Origin of the sequence: Tahibacter amnicola (assembly GCF_025398735.1) — a bacterium.
GTDB classification, from domain to species: Bacteria; Pseudomonadota; Gammaproteobacteria; order Xanthomonadales; family Rhodanobacteraceae; genus Tahibacter; species Tahibacter amnicola.
In genome coordinates this window covers 5,057,359-5,077,007 of record NZ_CP104694.1, presented here as the reverse complement: position 1 = coordinate 5,077,007, position 19,649 = coordinate 5,057,359, and the positions used below count along the sequence as shown (strand labels likewise).

The window sequence follows — 19,649 nt, the reverse complement described above, 5'->3', positions numbered from 1 at the left end:
TCCACACCAACGGGAGTTCGCTATGCGTGAGGAAAAGACGGCTTTGGTCCTGGGAGCCACCGGCGGCGTCGGCGGCGAAGTGGCGCGGCAGCTGCGCGGTGCGGGTTGGGACGTGCGCGCCCTGACGCGTGGCGCGCCGGCTGCGGGCGAACCGCGTGATGGCATCCTCTGGATTGGCGGCGACGCGATGAATCGTGAGGACGTCATGGCCGCTGCGGAGGGCTGCCTGGTCATCGTGCATGCGGTGAATCCGCCGGGCTATCGCCGCTGGGCGGAACTGGTGCTGCCGATGCTGGACAACACCATTGCCGCCGCGAAGGCCCAGCGCGCCACCATCGTGCTGCCGGGCACGGTCTACAACTTCGGGCCAAGTGCATTTCCAACGCTACATGAAGACTCGCCTCAGCAACCCACGACCCGCAAGGGCGCCATTCGCGTCGCACTGGAGCAGCGGCTGCAGGCTGCGACAACGCAGGGGGCTCGCGCGATCGTCGTGCGTGCCGGTGACTTCTTCGGCCCGAAGCCAGGCAACAGCTGGTTTTCGCAGGGAATGATCAAGCCTGGCCAGGCGGTGAAGACGATCAATCTGCCCGGCACTGCAGGTGTCGGCCACCAATGGGCGTACCTGCCCGATGTAGCGCGCACGATGGTAAGCCTGCTGGAAAAACGTGAATCGCTGGTGCCTTTTGCCGTATTCCACATGGAAGGCCACTGGGACGACGACGGCACCAAAATGGCCCAGGCCATCCGCCGGGTCGTATCCCGGCGTACCGGCAATGCACCGGCCCTGCGCGCATTTCCGTGGTGGCTGGTGAACCTTGCTTCCCCCTTTGTCGCGACGTTCCGGGAGATGCGCGAACTTCGCTACTTGTGGAGCGAGCCACTGCGAATGTCGAACGACCGCCTCAAGGCAGTGCTCGGGTACGAGCCGCACACGCCGGTCGACGAGGCGATCGCGGCGTCATTGGAAGGGCTGGGTTGTCTTGCGGCTGAGGTCGCGCCAGAGGGGGCGATGACCCGGTAGGCGACCGGTGCTCCGTCGAAAACGCCGTCCTGGGACGGCGCGCGTCGGTCAGTCGTCATGCCGGCGTCCGGGGCGCTCGTTGAGCGTCGATTGCATGGTATGCGTGGTGCCTCAGCTCATTGCGTGCCGGAAGGACCTGGCAACGCGATAAGCCCGTACGCGTGCATCCTTTGCACTGGTTCTGCGACGCTGCTGTCTGATCCGGCGCTTGCGTTGGCGCAGGTTGCCGGAAGAGCATGCCACTTTTCGACGCTGAAGGAATTGATCCATGCATCGAGGTTCTTGCCTGTGTGGCGCGGTGCGCTTCGATATTGCGGCGCCGTTGCACGCGCCGGATGCCTGTCACTGTTCCCAGTGCCGCAAGCAGTCAGGACACTACTGGGTGTCCACGGACGTACTTCGCGGCGACCTGGTTATCCACGGCGCGGACAAACTCACCTGGTACCAGTCATCGTCCCAGGTTCGGCGGGGTTTCTGTTCGACGTGCGGATCGGCGCTACTCTGGGATCGAGCCGGGCGGGATCGCATTGGCGTCGCGATGGGCGCACTTGAATCGCCGACGAATACGCATCTGGGCATGCACATCTTCGTCGGGGACAAGGGCGATTACTACGATATCGCCGACGGTGTACCGCAGTATTTGCGGTGGCCGGAAAGCGCGCAGACGCCCTGATGCGCCACGCGGGCTCGCCATCCTTCAGCGCGGGAAACGCCGGGGCATCGCGACGTGTCGGCTAACGGTCGCCTGGCGCCGACGGCCGGCGTCCACGTCGCGTGGGTTGCGACGACATGCCGCTACGATCTGGGCTCCCTACGAAGAAGGAGCTCGCGATGAATCGGCATTCCGCAGGGTGGATGGCGCGATATCGCAATACGCTTGTCGCCATCGGCGTCAGCGTGCTGAATGTGGTGCCGCTGACGGCGGCCGCGGTGGAAACAGTCACCTCTCCTGTTGGCGACGAGTTTCGCTTCAACACGACGGAATACGGCAGCCAGCACGGAGTGGCGCTCGCGATGGACGCCGACGGTGACACGGTCGGCGTGTGGTACAGCACGCCCGTCGGATCCGCGACGACGCAAATCATTGGCAGGCGTCTGGATGCGGCGGCATTGCCCCGTTCCGACGAATTCGTGATCAACACAACGACGATCCGTGGCAGTCGCGGAGTGGACGTAGCGATGGATTTCGCTGGCAACATCTCGGTGGTTTTCGAAGGCAGGGCAGTAAGCGAGCCGCACGTCTACTTGCGCCTGTTCAATCACGACGGCCTGCCGCTGGGGCCCGATGTCCGCGTCGACGGACCGGCGCGCTTCCTGGCCCTTTCGCCGCAAATTGCGCGAAACAACGCGGGAGACCACGTCGTGGTGTGGATTTCGCGTAACGCCATCGGCGCGGATGTCGAGATCCGCGGACGTCGGTTCTCACCGACTGGCCTGCCAGTGGGCACGGAGTTCGTGGTGGCAAGCTCGGAAACCATCGACGGTACGCCGCGCGTCGCTATCGATGACGCCGGCCAGTTCACCGTGGTGTGGGCCGAGGACAGGAGCACCTCGTCAACGCCGACAGCCCGGGACATCTACCTGCAACGCTACACGGCCGGTGGCCTGGCCTCGGGTTCCACGCTTCGCGTGAATCGGACGACCACTGACCACCAGTTCAATCCGGATGTGGCAATGGACGCCAACGGCAATGCGGTTGTCATCTGGCAATCGGCTTATCGCATCTGTGGCCAGCGCATTGCGCCGACCGGCGGCCTTGCCGGAAAGGAGTTCGCGATCTCGTCCTCGGGATCGGTGGCCTCGCGCCCCGCGGCCGTCACCATGGCACGGACCACCGGCCACTTCACCGCAACCTGGGCGCAAAGTGAAGGCGGCATCGATCGTCTTTACTACCGCCATTTCTCGTCCGGCGGCACCGCGTTGACGACGGCGTCGTCGGCGACGAAGAAGTACCCGACAATCGACCCGGCAATCGCCAGCGATGCGGACGGTGACCTCACGATCGCCTGGAATTCCGCGGAGACCACCAGTTGGAACAGCGATATCAACAGCAGGCGCTATGCCGGCAGCGAGTCGGTGGACCTGGATGTGCAGGCGACGGACGACGCCGATGTGGTCGCCGGCAGGGAGCTGATCACCTACACCGTGGCGGTGTCGAACGGCTACCCTGCATCTGCCTTGATTGGCGTGGGGGTCGCCACGGGCGTGACCCTGGCCGCGGTACCGTCGCTGGACGCCAATGTCCTCGACACCATCGGCGGCAACTGGAATTGCACCGTCACTTCGGATGTGCGTTGCACCTACACCGGTACCGTCCTTCCGGGCGCTAGCGCGGAACCGTTGCAGATTCGCGTCTGGGCGCCCCGTGAGCCTGGAATGGCGTCACTGAGCCTGCAGGTATCCGGAAACCAGTACGACGCCAATTCATCAAACGATACGGCGCTGGAGACGACGCGCGTGGAGTAACGTGCGTTCATGCTGCCCGTCAACCGTATCGGGCGATGTTCCCGGATGCCCGCCTCGGGCATCCGGGTTTGTCGAACCACCGGTGCCGTGCACTTCGTGCCAGCCACGGTTCGGATTACTCCGACGTCGCTGCCCGGTGTTTTCCGAGAGCCATGCTCGATTGCGCGTATCTCGTGCGTACTTCGTGCCTGCACTTCGTGCCAGCCACGGTTCGGAATATTCCGACGTCGCTGCCCGGTGTTTTCCGAGAGCCATGCTCGATTGCGAAGGGGTGCACTTCGTGCCAGCCACGGTTCGGATTACTCCGACGTCGCTACCTGGTGTTTTCCGAGAGCCATGCTCGATTGCGCGTATCTCGTGCGTACTTCGTGCCTGCCACGTTTTGGATCATTCCGATGTCGCTGCCGGAAAATTCTGGCGCGGTGACGTGCGTGCGAGCTGCGATCGTGTATTCGAATTCACAGCCACAGTCGGAACGGGACCAGCCCTTCGACGGTGAGCCAGGCGAACCATTGCAGCGCTGCGACAATCGCCAGGGTGTTGAAAATCGGATACGTGCCGCGAATACCCTGGCGCAGCTGAGCGACGAGACCCAGCGACAGGCACACCGGCAACGCTGCGGTCACGGTCGCCAGGGCCAGGCTGGCTGCCGTTGGATCGCCCAGCTGAAGGAAGGACTGGGCGGCGAACAGGGGCACTGGTATCAGCAGGGAGAGGGTGCCCAAGAGTGGCAGGAACGAGGGGTCGCTTCGCCGCAGGCGGCGCATCAGTGCCCTGGCGACGCCGGTGACCACGATGCCGCACAGCCCCAGCAGTCCCGCTGCCATGCTCAGCCAGCGCGCCGCGATGTACAGCAGCGGCACGCGCTCGTAGGTACGCAATCCGTCGCTGAACTGTGGCGTGCCCTCGGGGGAGAGCAGCAGGACATGGGAGGCGCCGGATCGACCGGGCGCCCGGAATCGGTAGCCGCCAACCGGATCAAGGATGCGTGTCTTTGACTGCATGGGCTGGATGTGAAGCTGACGCCCGTCCCATCGAACCCGCACGGCATTGAGCGCGTCATCGATCCACGCGAGTCGCGACATCGCCTTCGGTGTCGCCACGTACAGCCCCTCCCACAGCTGGACGTCGGTGGGCGCCGCCGCCGTTGCAGCTTCTGGTAACGGCGCCGGCCCCAGTGCGCCGATCAGCAAACGGTTCAGGCGATCGTAGTCGGCGGTTTCGCTGTCGGTATTCGTGCCGATGAAAAATGCCTTGCCGGAATCCCGGAAGACACACAGCATGGCGACGAATCCGTATGTCGTTCCCGGGTGGCACCAGCCATAGGCGCCGTGTCGGTCACGGCCGACGAGGGCGAGTCCGTGGCCGATCGGCAGTCCCGCCAATGCAGCATCGGTGTCCCGCGGTTCGCCCAGTGCAGCCATGAGATCGGGAGCGACAAAGGGCCTGCCGTCGATCGCACCATGTCCCAGGAGAAATTGCGAAAACCGGGCCATATCGGCGGCCGTCGTGGTGAATTGCCCGGCGGCACGCAGGTAGGTCGGGATGGCCGGTTGTGCGGCGCCGTTCTCGAAATGGCCCATGGCCAGGCGGGTATCGGCATGTGGTCCGGATTGGGTAACAAAGTGGAACGTGCTGCTGTCCATGCCAAGTGGCTTGAGCACCTGCTCGTCGAGAAATGCTTCATAGCGCTGCTGGGTGACGGACTCGATGACCATGCCCAGCAGCGCGTAGCCGATGTTCGAATAGGCGTAGCGGCTGCCCGGTCGGGTCTGGACGTGGCGCAGCGTCGGATCGCCGGTCACCGCCGCGACGAGCGGTGTGTCGGGCTTTGGCGACAAGCTGAATACCTGCCAGAAGCGGCTGTGCTCAAGGCCGGCGGTATGCGCCAGCAGATGCTTGACGCGGACGGGATCGGAAGCGTTCCAGGGATTGTCGAGAGCGACCTGGGGCAGTATCTCGGCGACAGGCGTCTCCAGCGACAGGTGTTCTTCTGTTACGAGCCGAAGTATGCCAATGGCGAGTACGACCTTGCCGACGGATCCGACCTGTACACGCTGGTCTTCGGTCATTGGCGTGTTCGTTACGGCATTGCTCAGTCCAGCGGCACCCGATGTATAGCCCTCTGGATGAACGACAGCCCAGACGGCGCCGGTAATGCCCTCTTCGCGCAATGCCTGGCCGATGAGCGCGGGCAGGTCGGTTGCCGTTGCACCTGAGCGGGGAGACACTCCAAGGATCAACAATGTGCAAATCGCGACTGCTGTACGGATCAGGCCACGTCGCCATCGGGGGGGCGATGGATCCGGGCTCCGGCGTTCCTGCGGCGTTCTCATCCATGATGGTCGATCGTGCGGGCCTGGGACGGCGTCTATCATCTGCGGCGTGGCGGTCTTTGTCGGATGCCGCAAGTCACGGCCTCCTTGATCCATCGTCATATGCTGTTGCGGCGTCGCAGATCTGTGCGATGACACGGCTGCCCTCGCGCGCAGCATCCGCGTCGGCGGGAGCGAATTCCGTTATCGTCAGACCAACGATGTCAGCCTGACGCGCGATGCGTGAGACCAGGGCGATCGCAGCGTCGACGGCAAGCGTTCCGTCGGTGTAGGCCAGATACGGAAATTCGTGGGGATCGAGCACGTCCAGATCGAAATGGATGTGAACCGGTCCGCTGATCGCTGCATCCGGGTCCAGCACTTTCAAATCGCGTTCCCGCTGCAGTGCCCAATCACCTTCATCGCCCACGCGGATTCCGAAGTAGTGAAAACGGGTGGGGTCGACCGGTTCCCCCAGGAGGGGGCGCAGGGGTTCGGGAGCGTGCCCCAGGATGACACTGACGGGCATGCCGTGGAGGTTACCGCTGGGGGATGTGGCGGGGGTATTGGCATCCAGGTGAGCGTCGATCCAGATCACCTGCAAGTCTGCATGCACGCTCTTCAAGTAGTCGATGACAGCGATATCGACGGCGCAGTCGCCACCCGCAGTAAGAATCCGCGTGGCGCCCGAGCGTCGAAGAATGTCCTGGGCACTGCGGAACTGGGTGAACAACGCATCCCAGCGACGGATACCATGGGCGTCGCTGCCCGCACCGGCCAGCGGCACGCGCGCAAGCGGCGCGTATCTGGCGCAGACGGCTGCCGCCGCCTCCGCGCCGCGCGGGAGATTTTCGCTGCGGCCGGAACCTTGCCATTGCGGATAGGAGAGGCTGAGGTCAAAGGGCATGATGCCGCACTCTTGGTTTCGGGCGTTGCTTCGATGATGCCATGCCTGGCTGGGGTGACTCGACACCGGATGAGTGCTGCTGTTCGCGATTCGCCGAATTGGCGAAGGTCGGCCGCCAAGTGCGTGTCCGGCAAGACGCGAATCAATCACCGTTCGCTGCCAGTCGCGCACAACGCCCGTGCGTTCTAACCAGTGTTCAACGGATCGGGCCAACCAGGATTCGGAAAATTCCGAGGTTTCGTCCGGAAGGCCGGGGTCGATGTTCGCGCCCCCGCAATGCCGCTTCGCCGTACAATGGCGCCGGACCTATGCCGGCGTGCCGGCCTGGAGAGGAAGCGATGCGGGTCGTTTCGGGCGTCCGGTTCCTGCGGTGGGTTGCCGTCCTCATCGCCCTGCCGGCTGCGAATGCCGAGCCGGTAGACATACTGCTTCTCGATGGCTTTGAGGCCGATTGCGGCCGGCTCATTTACAGCGAACCCTTCTCCGGTGCCAATGGCAGTGCCTGGCCGTCGCCCTGGACGGCCATCGGCAACGTCGAGACGGCTGACGTCCAGCAGTCGGCTGCGCGCCTTCGACCTCACCCAACCAACTACTCCCTGGCGCGAATGTACGCGCCGGTCGATACGCGAAACGTCGAGCTGCGGTTTGCCCTGCGCATGGAAGACATCGCCACGCAAGGTGTCGGCTTCTACGTGCGTCAGAACGGCGGATACCTGACGCAGACCAATGGACGCGGTTACGCGGTCTTTACCGAAGGCAGCTTCCGCAATGCGCCTGGTGTGAGTGTCTGGAAGGAAGAGAACGGCACCGAAATTGAACTGGCGCATGCACCGGCTCCGAACCCGGCAATGGCCTCGGGCGTGGAGTACCGTGTTCGTTTCCAGGTGCTGCAATTGAACAGCGCCAGCACCCGGCTGAGAGCCAGACTTTGGCCATCAGCAGGCACTGAGCCGGTGGGATGGCAAACGAGCTTCGACGACCCGACAGCGGTGCTGCAGAACATTTCCGGCGGCATTGCCGTGGATTCCTGGAGCGTGCGCCAACCGCCAGCGGCGATTACAGCGCATACGTTCGTCGATAGCGTCGAGATCATTTCGCTCTGCCAGCCGTAGTGTGACACCAGAGTCGTTCCGGTATCAGAAAGGGGGCCAGCGCTGCCGGAGGCAGCGCTGGCCGAAGCAGCGCGCCGATGGGGGAGGGGAGGGGTCGGCAGGCTGCTCGCGACGGAACGGTCGCCCTTGCAACGCAAGCATTCGCCATGCCGATCGAATTGGACGGATTTCGGCGCTGCGGCGCTCGAAAATGCTGCTACTTCCAGGCGGCAAAAGAAAAAAGTTCAAGATACTGAATCGCTTTCACTGCGGCACGCCGCATCCCTTCCGGGTCCTCAGGGACAGCGGGAGAGACCGTTCTGCCAGACTGATGTGATGGCGATACACCGTGCGAGCGTAACGCATCAGTCAAACGGGTCTGCAAACACTTCGTCGTGCTGCATGCCGAACATCATCTGTACGCGGCCGTTGAAGCCGGTGAATGCCGACCCGCCGACCGTGATACGGCCCGGCTGAAGCATCACTGCGCTGGCACCTTGCCCGTGCTGACCGTTGGTGGAGACCTGCACCAGGTGCTGGATCTTTCCACCATTGCCGAACCGGGTATCAACGCTGAAATCGCGATTTACGCGCAGGACGGCTGTTGCGTAGTAGTCCCCGATGACGCTGCCGCCGACGATGACGTACTGGCCGTTGGCCTGGCGCACGATCCGATCGGCACCTTCGCCGTTGTGATCGGGGTTCGACGGATTGGGGCCGGCGAAGTCCAGTGCGTACTGTCGAACCCCGTGCGCGCCGATCGTGGTGTCCAGCTGTCCGTCCGGTCGCCAGCGCAGAACGAACATGTCGGTGCTGGAGCTGACCTGGCTGGAGAGAATGGACCCGACGTGGATGACCGATCCGTTGGGTTCGACCATGGCGCCGAATGTCCGCGGTGACTGCGTAACACCCAGCGGCGATTTCAGATTGATCTTCGAGATGCCAGGCGACACGTTCCCGTAGGACGGGTCCACGTTGCCGTTTGCCAGTAGTCGCACGACGAATTGCTTCTTGTCGGACACGGCCTGGGAGGTCTCTGAAAGCGTGCCGGCGACGACGATGCGTCCGTCGGCCATTCGTCCAAGTCCATGGACGCCGAAGATTTCCGATACCTGCCACTCAAATGGCATCTGCACTTTTCCGCCGTTGCCGAAACCGGGTACAGGCTGCCCCGTCGCCGTGAAATGCGCGATGCCCAATTGGTTGACCGATGCGGTGGTGACCGACCCGGCCACGATGATGTTGCCTTCCGGCGTGGTGGCAACTCGTTGGCTGACGTCCTGGTTATCACCACCCTGGTTGAACGGCACCGTCAGGACACCGCTGCCGGCAAGATCCGTATCGAGGTCGCCGTTGGGCAGGAAGCGATACACCATGAAATCGCTACAGCGGTCGATAGCGACCACGAGCCGACCCTGGGCGTCGAGTGTGGCATCGCCAACTGTGAAATCGGTGCACGGAGCTACGACAGTCCGCAGGCCCAGATCGCCAAACCCGGTTTCCGGATAGCCGTTCTCACGGACCAGGTACAGGCTCAACCGATAGGCGCCCGGTGCTTTCATGCGTCCGATCACCCAGATCTTGCCGTCCGGCCGCTTGACGATGGCGCCGACGGTATCAAGGGTGTTGTCCGGCGCGCCGTTGGGATTGAGGTAGAACCCGTAGCCGGGAAACTCGGCATCCGTTCCGAAAGTGGGGTCGAGCTCGCCATCGGCGGCGTACGCAGATCCGCAAAGGACGGCGGAGGCCAGGGCGGCGGCTTGCAGAAACGAGCGCATGGGACGACTCCGTGGATGGTTGTCGTCACATACGCAGGTTGCCATGGGGAGGGATCACGACTTCGGAATGGACCAGGTGCTCCCAGCGCAGAGATCGCGCCTGCCATCATTCGGGGTTTTCCGATGAAGTGGCAGGGCAAATTCCGACAGGCCGCAGGCGTCCGCTTTTCCACCTCGTGACCGGAGGCGCGCATTGTGCCTGCCATGATTCGGAAGTTTCTGATGCCCGGCCTGGCATTGATCGGGCGGCGCGCGCCTCAGGGCAGACGCCGGCAGGGTGCCTGTCGAATCGTGCCTGCCATGATTCGGGGTATTCCGATGGATTGGCGGGGGCAATTCCGACGGGCCAGGGCATGCTATTGCCTTCGCCGTGGCTGGGCGCTATCTCGTAAGCCGGTAGCGCGCCACGCTTCCGGCGTGGCGCGCAAGACGGACGTCTACGGAGTCCTGCCGGCCAGGCCAGCTGTGACAGATGGTGCCACGACGGCATGTTGCTCGTGCGTGTCGGCCGGTTCCTGCAGGCGGACCAGTTGCTGCGTGATGCGTTCGATTCGGGCCACCTGTGCCTCCAGATCGGCGATACGGCGGTCGCGTTCCGCCAGGGCCCGGTCGCGTGCGGCGAGTTCCTGCTGCAGGCCCTGCACGGCCGCCAGCGCGATGCCCGAGGTGTCCAGGGGCGCGATGTGGGTGTCATCATCCCCCAGGCCGAACGCCGCGCGGAAATCCTGCGCCATAGGTCCGACGTGGCGCACCGTCTTGCCCTCGTGCTTGAAGTTCCATTCGCTGATCGGAAGTTCGGCGATCTTCGCCAGCAGCGCTTTGTGGTCGAGGGGGCGGAAGTTCTCCTTGGCATTGCGGTCCGACAGCTGCGTCAGCGTGCCGGCGATAATCAGGTTGCCTCCGGGTTGCAGCGTGAGAGCCACGACCGCCGCGCCTGCCGGCGTGATGCGCAAATCGGTATCGTGTGCGTTGAAGCTCCATTCGCTGCCCGTTGCCGTATTGCGCATGCGCAAACGTGTCGGCCCATTGTTCTCCAGGCGCAAAAGGTCGCGCGGGCCAGTGGAGGCGCTGGTGTCAGTGACTTTCACCTGGGAGGTGCCGTCGCTGCTGTCGACATGCAGTCGCGCGGATGGCGCCGCGGTATTCAAGCCGACGTAGCCGGATCCACTGATGTCCAGGGAGCTGGTTCCCGCACCCGGACGAATGCGGAACGGCAGCCGATTGCCGCCGGTGACGTCACGGACGAAAAAGTTGGCCTCATTGCCGGCCATGTCCCAGGTCTGGTTGCCGAACCCGGATACCTGTTCCAGTCGGACTCCCGGCGATTCGGTGCTGAACAAGTGCAGATCCAGAAAGGGGGTGCTGGTACGCACGCCGATATCACCAGCCGCGCTGATGAACAGGCTGTTCGTCGGCGCGCCGGACATGACCGAGAATGGAATAGTCGCGCCGGTCAGGTCCTCGAGGTAAAACTTGCTCAGGCCCGGGTTGGTGCTTTCGTTGGCCGACAGTTGCCAGTCATTGGCCGCGGCGCCCGGTGCAGTTGACGTGTCGTCGAACGTGATCCGTGTGTCATCGGCCTTGAGCAGCAGCGTCGACGCGCCGAAAGGCTCGCCGTTCGTGCAGTTTTGCCCGGCACAGACCCGACCTTGCACGATAAGATCGTCGGCGATCACCTGGTCGCGCGCGCTGTGCTCACGATTGCTGGTGCCGGCGATCGGAACGTCCGCCAGAACCGTGCCACCGTGCACGATGAATCCCCCGCTTTCCGGCGACATAGATTCGTTCGCGGAAGTGCTGCCATTCTCCCGGACACGCGCAGGCGCACCCGGAAAGGGGAAAAGTTCATACAGGTACTGCCCGTCGGCCCAACCGGACGCGACCGGTTGGGCCCGTATCGTCTCGCCACCGGCAAAGACCTGCTCGTAGCGGAATCCGCCGGGACCTGTGACCCGGAGCTGATAAGCGGGCGCTGCCATCGCGGGAAGAAAACGGATGCCGTCTGGATCGTAGATGGTCTGCGCGGCCGTCGCTGTCAGGCAGGTTGCGGAGATGGCGATGCCCAGTGCGAGAGCGAGCGGCCGTGGCACGTACGTGAACAGGTTCATGATGCGGCTCCTTGCAGGCGAACGGGCCGGCTGGACGTGCAAACAGGGCCCGTCACAGGGCTGGTGCCGGATTCAACCCTGGAAGCCCCGGTCTTGCGACCGCTTCAGGAAGCGGTCGACATGGCGGGCTCATGTCTCGGGCGACTTGCCGCCATGCGATGGAGCATGGCGAGCAAACTGTAGTGTAAGGCAATTGGAAGATTGGAAATTATCTACCGGGCTCATCGTGGTGGCTGGCGGCCGCGGCTCGGCACGCGACGGGGCCCACGCCGGCTTGAAGTGAGTGGAGTCACTCAGGAACGCTTCCAGTCGTTGGCGTGATGGAGGAGATCCTGCACAAGCTGTCGTGCCGTAGCTTGGCGGGGCGCGCGCTTGAGGTGGAACGCGTGGTAGCGCAGTGACGGCAATGACGGAACAGGTATGCCCTTCAATCCGCGGGGCAGTGCACACGACGCATTGACGATGGCGATTCCGATCCCCAGCTGCACAAACCGGGGCAATCCGACAGCAGCGTCATCGCATCCCCGGACCCGTGAATTGTCACCAGTCTTCCGCTGACAGTTGTCGCCCCCGCATTCCGTCCTGTGGAAGTGCGATGTGTCTTCTGCAGCCGCGAGCAAGGCGGCTCCGATCAGTCCTGGAGGAAAAATGCGATCCGCTTCACTTGGTGTCTCCCGATCTTCCCTCGTTTCGCCACTGGTAAGAGGGCTGCTGGCGAGGACCGTGCTGGGACGTGTACTGCTCGGCGTTGTTTCACACCGGGCGGTCGCGTTGGCCGGCGTTGTGTTGCACGTGTCGTTTCGCACGGGGGCTCGCTGCGGCCGGGCCTGACGAGGACACCCTGTGTTCCAGATCCCGTCCGGGCCAACCACGATTCGGAGAATTCCGAGCCCGTTGCCAGAATTTTGCTGATTCACGTAATTGGTCCGTGCGGCAATGTGGGGATATGAGCGCCCCCAGACATCACATGGTTCCGCCCGGCGTGGCCGGTGACTATCACTGCATCTCCCGGTGCGTCCGTCAGGCATTTCTTTGCGGGAAAGATCGATTTTCCGAACGGTCTTTTGATCACCGCAAGCAATGGATTGAAGACCGCCTGTACGAGCTGGCGCAGATCTTCGCCATCGGCGTGCATGCCTATGCGGTGATGAGCAATCACGTCCACGTGGTCGCACACGTTGCTCCCGCTGTGGCGATTTCGTGGTCGCCGGAGGAGGTGGCCCGGCGGTGGTTGGCGCTTTGCCCGGTTCGCCGCGACAACCGCGTCGACGAAGTCGCCTGCGCCCTACGTGCTGCCCAGATCGCGTCGAATGCCGATCTGGTCGCGCGCTATCGCGAGCGTCTGTGCTCGCTGCCGTGGTTCATGCGATGCCTCAACGAGCCTATTGCGCGTCGCGCGAATCGGGAAGACGCCTGCCGCGGGCGTTTCTGGGAGGGGCGCTACTACTGTCAGGCCTTGCTGGATGATGCAGCAGTGCTGGCGTGCATGGCGTATGTCGACCTGAATCCAATCCGGGCAGGGATAGCGGAGAACCTGGCTTCCTCCAGGCATACCTCGATTCGCCGTCGTTTGCAGCAGATCGATAGCGCTGACGTGCTTCGGCCCGTTGCGGGGGTGGCTGATCGCACATTCTCGTTGAGCGCGCAGGAGTATGTTCGGCTGGTCGAATGGACCCGTCACTCCCGCAGCCCTGACAGGTCAGGTGCAGGGACGGGAGGGCCGCCCAAGGTGTTGCGCGTGATCCAAGTGACACCGGATGCGTGGTGCGCGGAAGTATTCACGATCCAATCCCGCTACTGGCGCGCAGTGGGATCCCTGCGGGCGCTTGAGGAAAAGGCGCGGGAACTGGGGCAGCGTTGGTTGAAGGGAGGCGGTCATCGTCCCCGAAGACTCTGCGAGTCGGCGAGGATCTGCAGTTCGGAGTGACTGATCGGTGTGCAGTTCAAACGGCCACACGTAGGCCGGGCCTTGGCGTGTCGTGTCCGGGCTTTGTTCTCCTGTGGGCGAATGCTGGTGGCCAGGTAGATGCGGCGCCAGGCAAGTGAACGCGGCATGCAAACGGGTTTGTGCTCATCGGGAGTTAGGTGTAGCGGCTGCTGCCTCGGAATATTCCGATTTGTGGTTGTCCTGGAATGGCTGCTCGAATGGCATTCCTGGATGAGCACGGCAGCAGTCGACAGCGTCGAAGCGGGGTGTCGGAATTTTCCGAATCGTGGTTGGCCTGGATTGGGGGCGACCGGGATGCCGGGTTGCTTCTCAGGCCTCCAACGCGCGCAGCATCCGCTCTGCCTCTTCGCGGCATTGTTGGGAGGTCGTGTGCGCAGGGGCATCCAGGACGATTTTCAAGTACCGGGCGACTGTTGCGGATTCTTTGTCGCTCACGCTATAGAGCTTCGCCAGTTCAAGGGCTGCTTCGCTTTCGCCTTTGGCCAGGCTCCGTTCAAAGTAGCGACGCGTCTGTCGAATCCTGCCGAGGCTGCGGAAGCTGACGGCGAGGTTGAACAGCGAGAGCGTGGATCCGCGGCGTATGGCCATGATGTCCCAGTAAATCGACTGGCGTACGTCGCGGATGACGCCGCAGCCTGTGTCGTACATCAGGGCCAGGGCGCTCATGCAATCGGTGTTGCCCTCGGCTGCGCCTGTCCGGAACAGGTGCAGGGCTTCGTCGAAGTGGCCGTTTTCGCGGGCCAGGATGCCTGCGGTGAAGAGGTCGACCTTCTCCATGGTGGTTTCTGCCTTGCTGTCGCTCTGCGCTGCAGGCGGAGACGGTACGCGATGCGTCAATGGCATTCAAACGTCATGATGACGCGATCGAAGCAACCGTGGCGCAGATCGTCTTCGCGGATCATCCAATGCAGGACGCCGCCATCGCCCCATTCCCAGCCGGCTTCGCTGCAGCTGTCAAATTGAGCCAGCTGCACCCAGTCCGTGCTGGCGCGCAGAACGTCGGCGGCGAGCGCGGGATCGTCGATCTGGAGCTGGTAGCGGTCGATACCGCGAACGATGCGTTCGGCTTCGTCGGCGGGATCGCCGCACTGGATGAGACGTGCGTTGCCGCCGATGAAGTGATAGCGATGCCCGGGCGCGACGGCGTGGAGGTGTTCGAGCAGTTCGGCATACAGGTCGCGCTCGCCGGGGGAGAGCCGGGCCTGCCGTACGCGGGCGCTGTCGATGGCGGGAAGGTCGATCGGCAGTGTGGCGAAGCGGGCGGCGCAGCTTGGCATCACGATATCGGCCGCCGGTGTTCCTCGATCCCAGGTGGAGCGGATGCGCTCGAGGGGCGTGCCCTCGGGGGTGTAGAGCACGCGCACGTTGCCAGGGGACTGGTCCGGGTCGTGGAACCGCGCCGTCGGGAGATCGGGTTCCAATGCGATAAAGAAGGTCAGCAAGCCGGTAGCAGGGAACCCGCTGGCCGCGAGTGTGCCCGGCAGGTCGGAAAGATCGATCTGGGCCAGGCACTGCATCGGCCTGCCGTTGTGGCGCGGCCAGCGCGTACCGATGGGCAGGTCCGGGTAGCCGCCGACGCGGGTAGTGCCCAGTTCGGGAATTTCGTCGTGAACGGCTTTCACACTGAGTTGGCACGGCTGGCGTACCCAGCGGCGTAAACAGTCGGCAAGCGCGGAAAACCCGAGTGTCAGGGCGTGGTTGACTGCATCGTGAGGCGCTTTGAGTGGGGGGAGCGGTACGTCTGGCGCGCCGGGCCGGAATGCCAGCGAATCGATGGATTGGACGTGAATGTGGCCACTGTGCAGATGACCAACCTGCGTGCTATCGAGGTAATAGCCAGCAATCCGAATCAGCGGTGTCGGAAATGTCGAGTAGTCCGCCGGTTCACGCCGCTCTGCCTCGGGCAGCGGCAGCTCGACGGAGCGCAGGTCTCGCAGATCCGTCAATGTCATGACACCCAGGTGGGCGGTTGCCAGCAACCAGCGTCCATCGGGAGATAGCGCCAGGTCTGCGGAGTATTCCTTGCCGAGCCCGCGGCAGGCGGCGAGGTCGCGGGTGGCCAATGTATCCAGTTCAAGCAGCCGCACCCGGCCGCCGGAGCCTGACAGGGCGATCATGCCGGTTGCATCGCAACCGACGACGGAATCCGGTATCCACGAGGGTTCGAACGCGATCGAATGCCGGGTTTCGCCGCTCACTGGATCAATGACGTGCAGGGATGCGTGCCGGTCGGTGTGCCGGCAGCCGAGCGCGATCAGCTGATTGCGACAGAACACCGCGCTGCGGTGCCGGTAGTAGTGCCCGAGCTGCAGCGCGTGCAACGGTTTCAAACGGCCCTCGGACCAGCAGGTCAGCACCAGCCCCAGGCCGCCCAGAAGAAATAGCGCGTATTCGCGGTGGGCTGTGACGAGATAGGTGCGGCTGGGTAGCATCCCGCCACTGGGCGGTAGGTGCGCTCTCAGTTCCGGATGCTGTTGACGCACGGAATCGAGCAAGCTCCGCTCCTCCGCGCTGCGCCGGAAGTAGCGAATATTGCCGAAAAGGCGGTCCAGTTCAGGGCCGTCAATGTCGAAGAGCGCCTGTTCCCGCAGGATGTCGATGCAGCGAAAGCGGGCGTTCGGTCGACCCCAGTCAAATCCCGCGATCAGGACGCCTGGCGCGAGCTCGGCGACGGCATGGGGCATGCCGCGGGAGAACATGGCGTACTGGCCGGCTTCCCAGTCATGGCGGGTGGCATTGTCCAGGCAGCGCTGTTTTTCGCGGCCGCTACGATTCCGGGCGGCGTGGCGTTGCGCAGCGGCGAGTTCGCGCGCATGGCGCGACTTCGCCCGATCAGGCACCAGACTGTTGGAAAGCACCCCCAGCAGGTCCCGGCGCGGTCCACCATCGGGCGGTAGCAGCCAGGCGTAACTCAGCGACGTGTCGCGAATGGCCGCATAGTAGTCTTCACGCCGGTCCAGGGTGATCAACAGCTGCGAGCCGTCTGACAGGGAAATCACGGTTTCGCGCAGGTTGCTGTGGATGCTCATGGCCGCCGTGCGTACTGGTGACAGGCGAATACTAGGCGTACATGGGGTGGGCAACTCGTGCCAGTTCGTTACAAAGGGCCGGCCGCAGGAACGGCAAAGCCCAGGCACGGGGCCTGGGCTTTGGAGGGGAACCGACGCGGCTGGGTCAGCGTTGCGACCAGTCTTTTACGGCGCGCACAAACCGCACGGCGTCCATGTAACGGTTGTAAAGCGCCGTCGGCGCCACGCGGATGACATTTGGCTCGCGCCAGTCGCCGATGATTCCCTGGGCGGCGAGATGGTCGAACAGGGAACGCCCGGCATTCCTGTCTCCCTTGACGCGCAGGCTGAGCTGGCTGCCTCGGCGCCCGGGTTCGGACGGCGTGAGGATATCCAGGACGTTGTCCACCTCACGCTCAATCAGGTGGGCGAGCCCGGCTGTCATCGCCTTTGACTTGTCGCGGAGGCGACCCATACCGGCGCGGTGAAAGATCTCGAGCGAAACGCGCACCGGTGCAAGCGCAAGGATCGGCGGATTGGAGAGCTGCCAGCCGTCTGCGCCGGGTGTAGGGATGAATTCCGGTTCCATGCGAAAACGCAGGCTCTGGTCATGCCCCCACCAGCCGGCAAACCGCGGCCGGTCGGTCCGCGCGTGACGTTCGTGCACGAAGCAGCCGGCAACGGCGCCTGGACCGGAATTGACGTACTTGTAGTGGCACCAGACGGCGAAGTCGCAGCCGCTGTCGTGGAGGTCGACGGGTACGTTGCCCACCGCATGAGCCAGGTCGAATCCGACGACGCATCCCTTGCGGTGCGCAAGCGCAGTGATGCCCTTGAGATCGAATACCTGCCCGGTGAGGTACTGGACGCCGGGCCAGAGGACGAGGGCGATGCGGTTGCCGTGTTCCTCGATGGCCCGGGCGAGTGCGGCGTCGGAGATCGTGCCGTTGGGTTCATCCGCCTCCAGTTCGATCAGCGCGGTTGCCGGGTCGAACCCATGGAAGCGGATTTGCGACTCGACCGCGTAGCGGTCAGAGGGAAAGGCGCGTTTCTCGACCAGGATGGCGTGGCGTTCCGCGGTGGGGCGGTAGAAGCTCACCATCATCAGGTGCAGGTTTGCGCTGAGCGAATTCATGGCGACGACTTCGCCCGGCTGCGCGCCGACGAGTTCCGCCAGGTGATCGCGGACGAAACTGTGATAGGGCATCCACGGATGGCGGCCGCGGAAGTGTGCCTCGACGGCGAGTGACTGCCAGTCGTCCAGCTCGTCGAGCAAAGCCTGTCGCGTGGCGCGCGGCTGCAGGCCGAGGGAGTTGCCACACAGGTAGACCTGTTCCTCGTCACCGTGACGGGGAATGTGGAACTCGCTGCGGAAGGTGCACAGCGGATCAGCGGCATCCTGGGCGAGGGCCCAGGACTCATCGGCACGGAAGTCCTGCGGGTAGTTCATGGCTTACTTCTGCAGCGACGTGGCGATCTGGTCGCAGCCTTGCTCAAACGCGTTGAGCCAGGCCGACGTCGTCTCCTTCAGTAGCGGGTGCACGCAGCGCAGCTGCACGGCGACACCGTTTTTATAGAAGTAGTTTTCGCGATAAGCGTATTTTGTCTTGGCGTTGAGGCCGGTGTAGCGCAGCGTGTTGCTGTCGCTCTTGGTCTGGTGTTCGTACCCGGGCGTCTGGCGCGCTTTCTCCAGCGATGTATTGACGAACTGCTGGAAGGCCTGCGCGTCGTCGATCTTGCGCGTGGTCACACTCACGCGCGAGGCCTCGCCGGTGCCGGTATCGGCGGGGTCTTTCACCTGGAACGCGATCACCTGCGGATTACCCTCGCTCATCTGCATGATGACCGGCCATTCCGACGGCGCGGTGAAATTGATCAGGCCGCCGTTGAGGGCGAAGTTGCCGTTCCCGGCGTTGGCCTGGGCGAGGGTCGCCAGAAACGTCGTGGCGGCGAGGAGTGTGCGAAAAGAGCGCTTCATGGTGGCCTCCGTCAGGCGAATCGGGATGTCGGCAGCCCCAACCATTCCAGGGCGGTGCCGTGATAGAGACGGCCGCTGCGCGATTCGTCCAGGTTCAGCGCGGCGATGCCGCTGCCGGGTTCCTGCTCGCCGAGCGGGAAGGGGTAGTCGGTGCCGAGCATCACGCGGTCTGCACCGACAACGTCGATGAGATAGCGCAGAGCCTGCGGGTCGTGCACGCAGGAATCGAAGAAGAGCCGGCTGAAATACTCGCGCGGGTTGCGCGCATTGTCGGTCGCGACCAGGTCCGGTCGCATACGGAAGCCGTGCTCGATGCGTCCGATAGTGTAGGGAAACGAACCACCGCCGTGCGCCAGGCAGACGCGCAGGTCTGGCAGTCGCTCGAGGACGCCGCCAAAAATCAGGCTGCAGGCCGCGCGCGACTGTTCGGCGGGCATGCCTACCAGCCACGGCAGCCAGTACTTGGGCATTGTCTCGCGTCCCATCATGTCCCAGGGATGCACGAGGATGGCGGCACCCAGGTCCGAGGCCGCCTCGAAGAACGGGAAGAGCTCCGGCGCGTCGAGATTCCAGTTCTCGATATGCGAGCCGATCTGCACACCGCTGAGGCCCAACTGCTCCACGCAGCGCTGCATTTCCTGGATGGCCAGGTGCGGCGATTGGAGAGGGACGGTACCGATGCCGGCGTAGTGACGCGGATGCTGGCGGCAGATCTCGGCGGTGTGGTCATTGAGGTGCCGGTGCAGTTCCAGAGCCTGGTGCGGCTTGGCCCAATAGGAAAACAGCACAGGCACCGTGGAGATCACCTGCGCTTGCACGCCGAATTTCGCGTAGTCGGCGATACGCAGCGCAGGATCCCAGGTATTGGGCCAGATTTCGCGGAAGAACTTCCCATCTTTGTAGATGCGATGGCGTCCATCGGTGTGGATGATCACCGGGAAGCGGTCGTCGCCGTATTTCTCGGCCAGATTGGGCCAATCGCGCGGCAATATGTGGGCGTGCGTATCGATCTTGAGCATAAGCGCC

14 protein-coding genes and 1 tRNA gene are annotated in these 19,649 nt (G+C 63.8%); 6 read left to right on the top strand and 9 right to left on the bottom strand.

Annotation, left to right across the window (positions count from 1 at the left end; genetic code table 11):
• The first annotated feature begins 22 nt into the window (after positions 1 to 22).
• The 3 genes from N4264_RS19940 to N4264_RS19930 all read left to right on the top strand — a co-directional run bounded on the left by N4264_RS19940 (position 23) and on the right by N4264_RS19930 (position 3,490).
• Complete coding sequence (locus tag N4264_RS19940) at positions 23 to 1,024, top strand: NAD-dependent epimerase/dehydratase family protein (protein ID WP_261693981.1); 1,002 nt, start codon at positions 23 to 25, stop codon at positions 1,022 to 1,024.
• Positions 1,025 to 1,292: 268 nt separating this feature from the next.
• Complete coding sequence (locus N4264_RS19935) at positions 1,293 to 1,697, top strand: GFA family protein (protein ID WP_261693980.1); 405 nt, start codon at positions 1,293 to 1,295, stop codon at positions 1,695 to 1,697.
• 158 nt (positions 1,698 to 1,855) lie between these two features.
• Entirely contained in the window at positions 1,856 to 3,490 is a 1,635-nt protein-coding gene (locus tag N4264_RS19930; protein ID WP_261693979.1) for a hypothetical protein, read from the top strand.
• A gap of 458 nt (positions 3,491 to 3,948) precedes the next feature.
• Here the strand turns inward: N4264_RS19930 and N4264_RS19925 are convergent, their stop codons facing one another.
• Together N4264_RS19925 and N4264_RS19920 are read right to left on the bottom strand one after the other, a co-directional pair.
• Complete coding sequence (locus N4264_RS19925) at positions 3,949 to 5,721, bottom strand: serine hydrolase domain-containing protein (protein WP_261693978.1); 1,773 nt, start codon at positions 5,719 to 5,721, stop codon at positions 3,949 to 3,951.
• A 181-nt stretch (positions 5,722 to 5,902) separates the two neighbouring features.
• A complete protein-coding gene (locus N4264_RS19920; protein WP_261693977.1) occupies positions 5,903 to 6,712 on the bottom strand; it encodes an arginase family protein in 810 nt (269 codons plus the stop codon).
• Between the two features lie 338 nt (positions 6,713 to 7,050).
• On the opposite strand from N4264_RS19920, the gene N4264_RS19915 reads away from it, so the two are divergent.
• Positions 7,051 to 7,824 carry a hypothetical protein gene (locus N4264_RS19915; protein WP_261693976.1) on the top strand — a complete coding sequence of 258 codons (774 nt, stop codon included), beginning with the start codon at positions 7,051 to 7,053 and terminating at the stop codon, positions 7,822 to 7,824.
• A gap of 344 nt (positions 7,825 to 8,168) precedes the next feature.
• Here the strand turns inward: N4264_RS19915 and N4264_RS19910 are convergent, their stop codons facing one another.
• Positions 8,169 to 9,581: a delta-60 repeat-containing protein gene (locus N4264_RS19910; protein ID WP_261693975.1), complete on the bottom strand. Its 1,413-nt coding sequence runs from the start codon at positions 9,579 to 9,581 to the stop codon at positions 8,169 to 8,171.
• A gap of 370 nt (positions 9,582 to 9,951) precedes the next feature.
• On the opposite strand from N4264_RS19910, the gene N4264_RS19905 reads away from it, so the two are divergent.
• Positions 9,952 to 10,043, top strand: a tRNA-Gly gene (locus N4264_RS19905).
• Here N4264_RS19905 and N4264_RS19900 read toward each other — a convergent pair.
• Positions 10,019 to 11,689 carry a tail fiber domain-containing protein gene (locus tag N4264_RS19900; protein WP_261693974.1) on the bottom strand — a complete coding sequence of 557 codons (1,671 nt, stop codon included), beginning with the start codon at positions 11,687 to 11,689 and terminating at the stop codon, positions 10,019 to 10,021. The genes N4264_RS19905 and N4264_RS19900 overlap by 25 nt on opposite strands.
• 982 nt (positions 11,690 to 12,671) lie before the next feature.
• Between N4264_RS19900 and N4264_RS19895 the strand changes: the two genes are divergently transcribed.
• On the top strand, positions 12,672 to 13,616 hold the full coding sequence (locus N4264_RS19895) for a transposase (protein ID WP_261693973.1): 945 nt from the start codon (positions 12,672 to 12,674) through the stop codon (positions 13,614 to 13,616).
• Between the two features lie 330 nt (positions 13,617 to 13,946).
• On the opposite strand, the gene N4264_RS19890 is transcribed toward N4264_RS19895, so the two are convergent.
• The 5 genes from N4264_RS19890 to N4264_RS19870 all read right to left on the bottom strand — a co-directional run bounded on the left by N4264_RS19890 (position 13,947) and on the right by N4264_RS19870 (position 19,642).
• Positions 13,947 to 14,414 carry a tetratricopeptide repeat protein gene (locus N4264_RS19890; protein ID WP_261693972.1) on the bottom strand — a complete coding sequence of 156 codons (468 nt, stop codon included), beginning with the start codon at positions 14,412 to 14,414 and terminating at the stop codon, positions 13,947 to 13,949.
• A gap of 56 nt (positions 14,415 to 14,470) precedes the next feature.
• Positions 14,471 to 16,666 carry a YwqG family protein gene (locus tag N4264_RS19885; RefSeq protein WP_261693971.1) on the bottom strand — a complete coding sequence of 732 codons (2,196 nt, stop codon included), beginning with the start codon at positions 16,664 to 16,666 and terminating at the stop codon, positions 14,471 to 14,473.
• A gap of 145 nt (positions 16,667 to 16,811) precedes the next feature.
• The gene (kynU, locus tag N4264_RS19880; RefSeq protein WP_261693970.1) at positions 16,812 to 18,095 is read right to left on the bottom strand and encodes a kynureninase; all 1,284 of its coding nucleotides are present in this window, start codon (positions 18,093 to 18,095) and stop codon (positions 16,812 to 16,814) included.
• 3 nt (positions 18,096 to 18,098) lie between these two features.
• Positions 18,099 to 18,623 (bottom strand): hypothetical protein, encoded by a 525-nt coding sequence (locus tag N4264_RS19875; RefSeq protein ID WP_261693969.1) that lies wholly within the window; start codon positions 18,621 to 18,623, stop codon positions 18,099 to 18,101.
• A gap of 11 nt (positions 18,624 to 18,634) precedes the next feature.
• Entirely contained in the window at positions 18,635 to 19,642 is a 1,008-nt protein-coding gene (locus N4264_RS19870; RefSeq protein ID WP_261693968.1) for an amidohydrolase family protein, read from the bottom strand.
• Positions 19,643 to 19,649: the final 7 nt, after the last annotated feature.

Bases quoted from the DNA above. Each gene is read 5' to 3' on its own strand.
- N4264_RS19910 (WP_261693975.1), bottom strand. From the start codon at position 9,581: ATGCGCTCGTTTCTGCAAGCCGCCGCCCTGGCCTCCGCCGTCCTTTGC.
- N4264_RS19890 (WP_261693972.1), bottom strand. From the start codon at position 14,414: ATGGAGAAGGTCGACCTCTTCACCGCAGGCATCCTGGCCCGCGAAAAC.
- kynU (WP_261693970.1), bottom strand. From the start codon at position 18,095: ATGAACTACCCGCAGGACTTCCGTGCCGATGAGTCCTGGGCCCTCGCC.
- N4264_RS19900 (WP_261693974.1), bottom strand. From the start codon at position 11,689: ATGAACCTGTTCACGTACGTGCCACGGCCGCTCGCTCTCGCACTGGGC.
- N4264_RS19940 (WP_261693981.1), top strand. From the start codon at position 23: ATGCGTGAGGAAAAGACGGCTTTGGTCCTGGGAGCCACCGGCGGCGTC.
- N4264_RS19875 (WP_261693969.1), bottom strand. From the start codon at position 18,623: ATGAAGCGCTCTTTTCGCACACTCCTCGCCGCCACGACGTTTCTGGCG.
- N4264_RS19915 (WP_261693976.1), top strand. From the start codon at position 7,051: ATGCGGGTCGTTTCGGGCGTCCGGTTCCTGCGGTGGGTTGCCGTCCTC.
- N4264_RS19870 (WP_261693968.1), bottom strand. From the start codon at position 19,642: ATGCTCAAGATCGATACGCACGCCCACATATTGCCGCGCGATTGGCCC.
- N4264_RS19935 (WP_261693980.1), top strand. From the start codon at position 1,293: ATGCATCGAGGTTCTTGCCTGTGTGGCGCGGTGCGCTTCGATATTGCG.
- N4264_RS19930 (WP_261693979.1), top strand. From the start codon at position 1,856: ATGAATCGGCATTCCGCAGGGTGGATGGCGCGATATCGCAATACGCTT.
- N4264_RS19920 (WP_261693977.1), bottom strand. From the start codon at position 6,712: ATGCCCTTTGACCTCAGCCTCTCCTATCCGCAATGGCAAGGTTCCGGC.
- N4264_RS19885 (WP_261693971.1), bottom strand. From the start codon at position 16,666: ATGAGCATCCACAGCAACCTGCGCGAAACCGTGATTTCCCTGTCAGAC.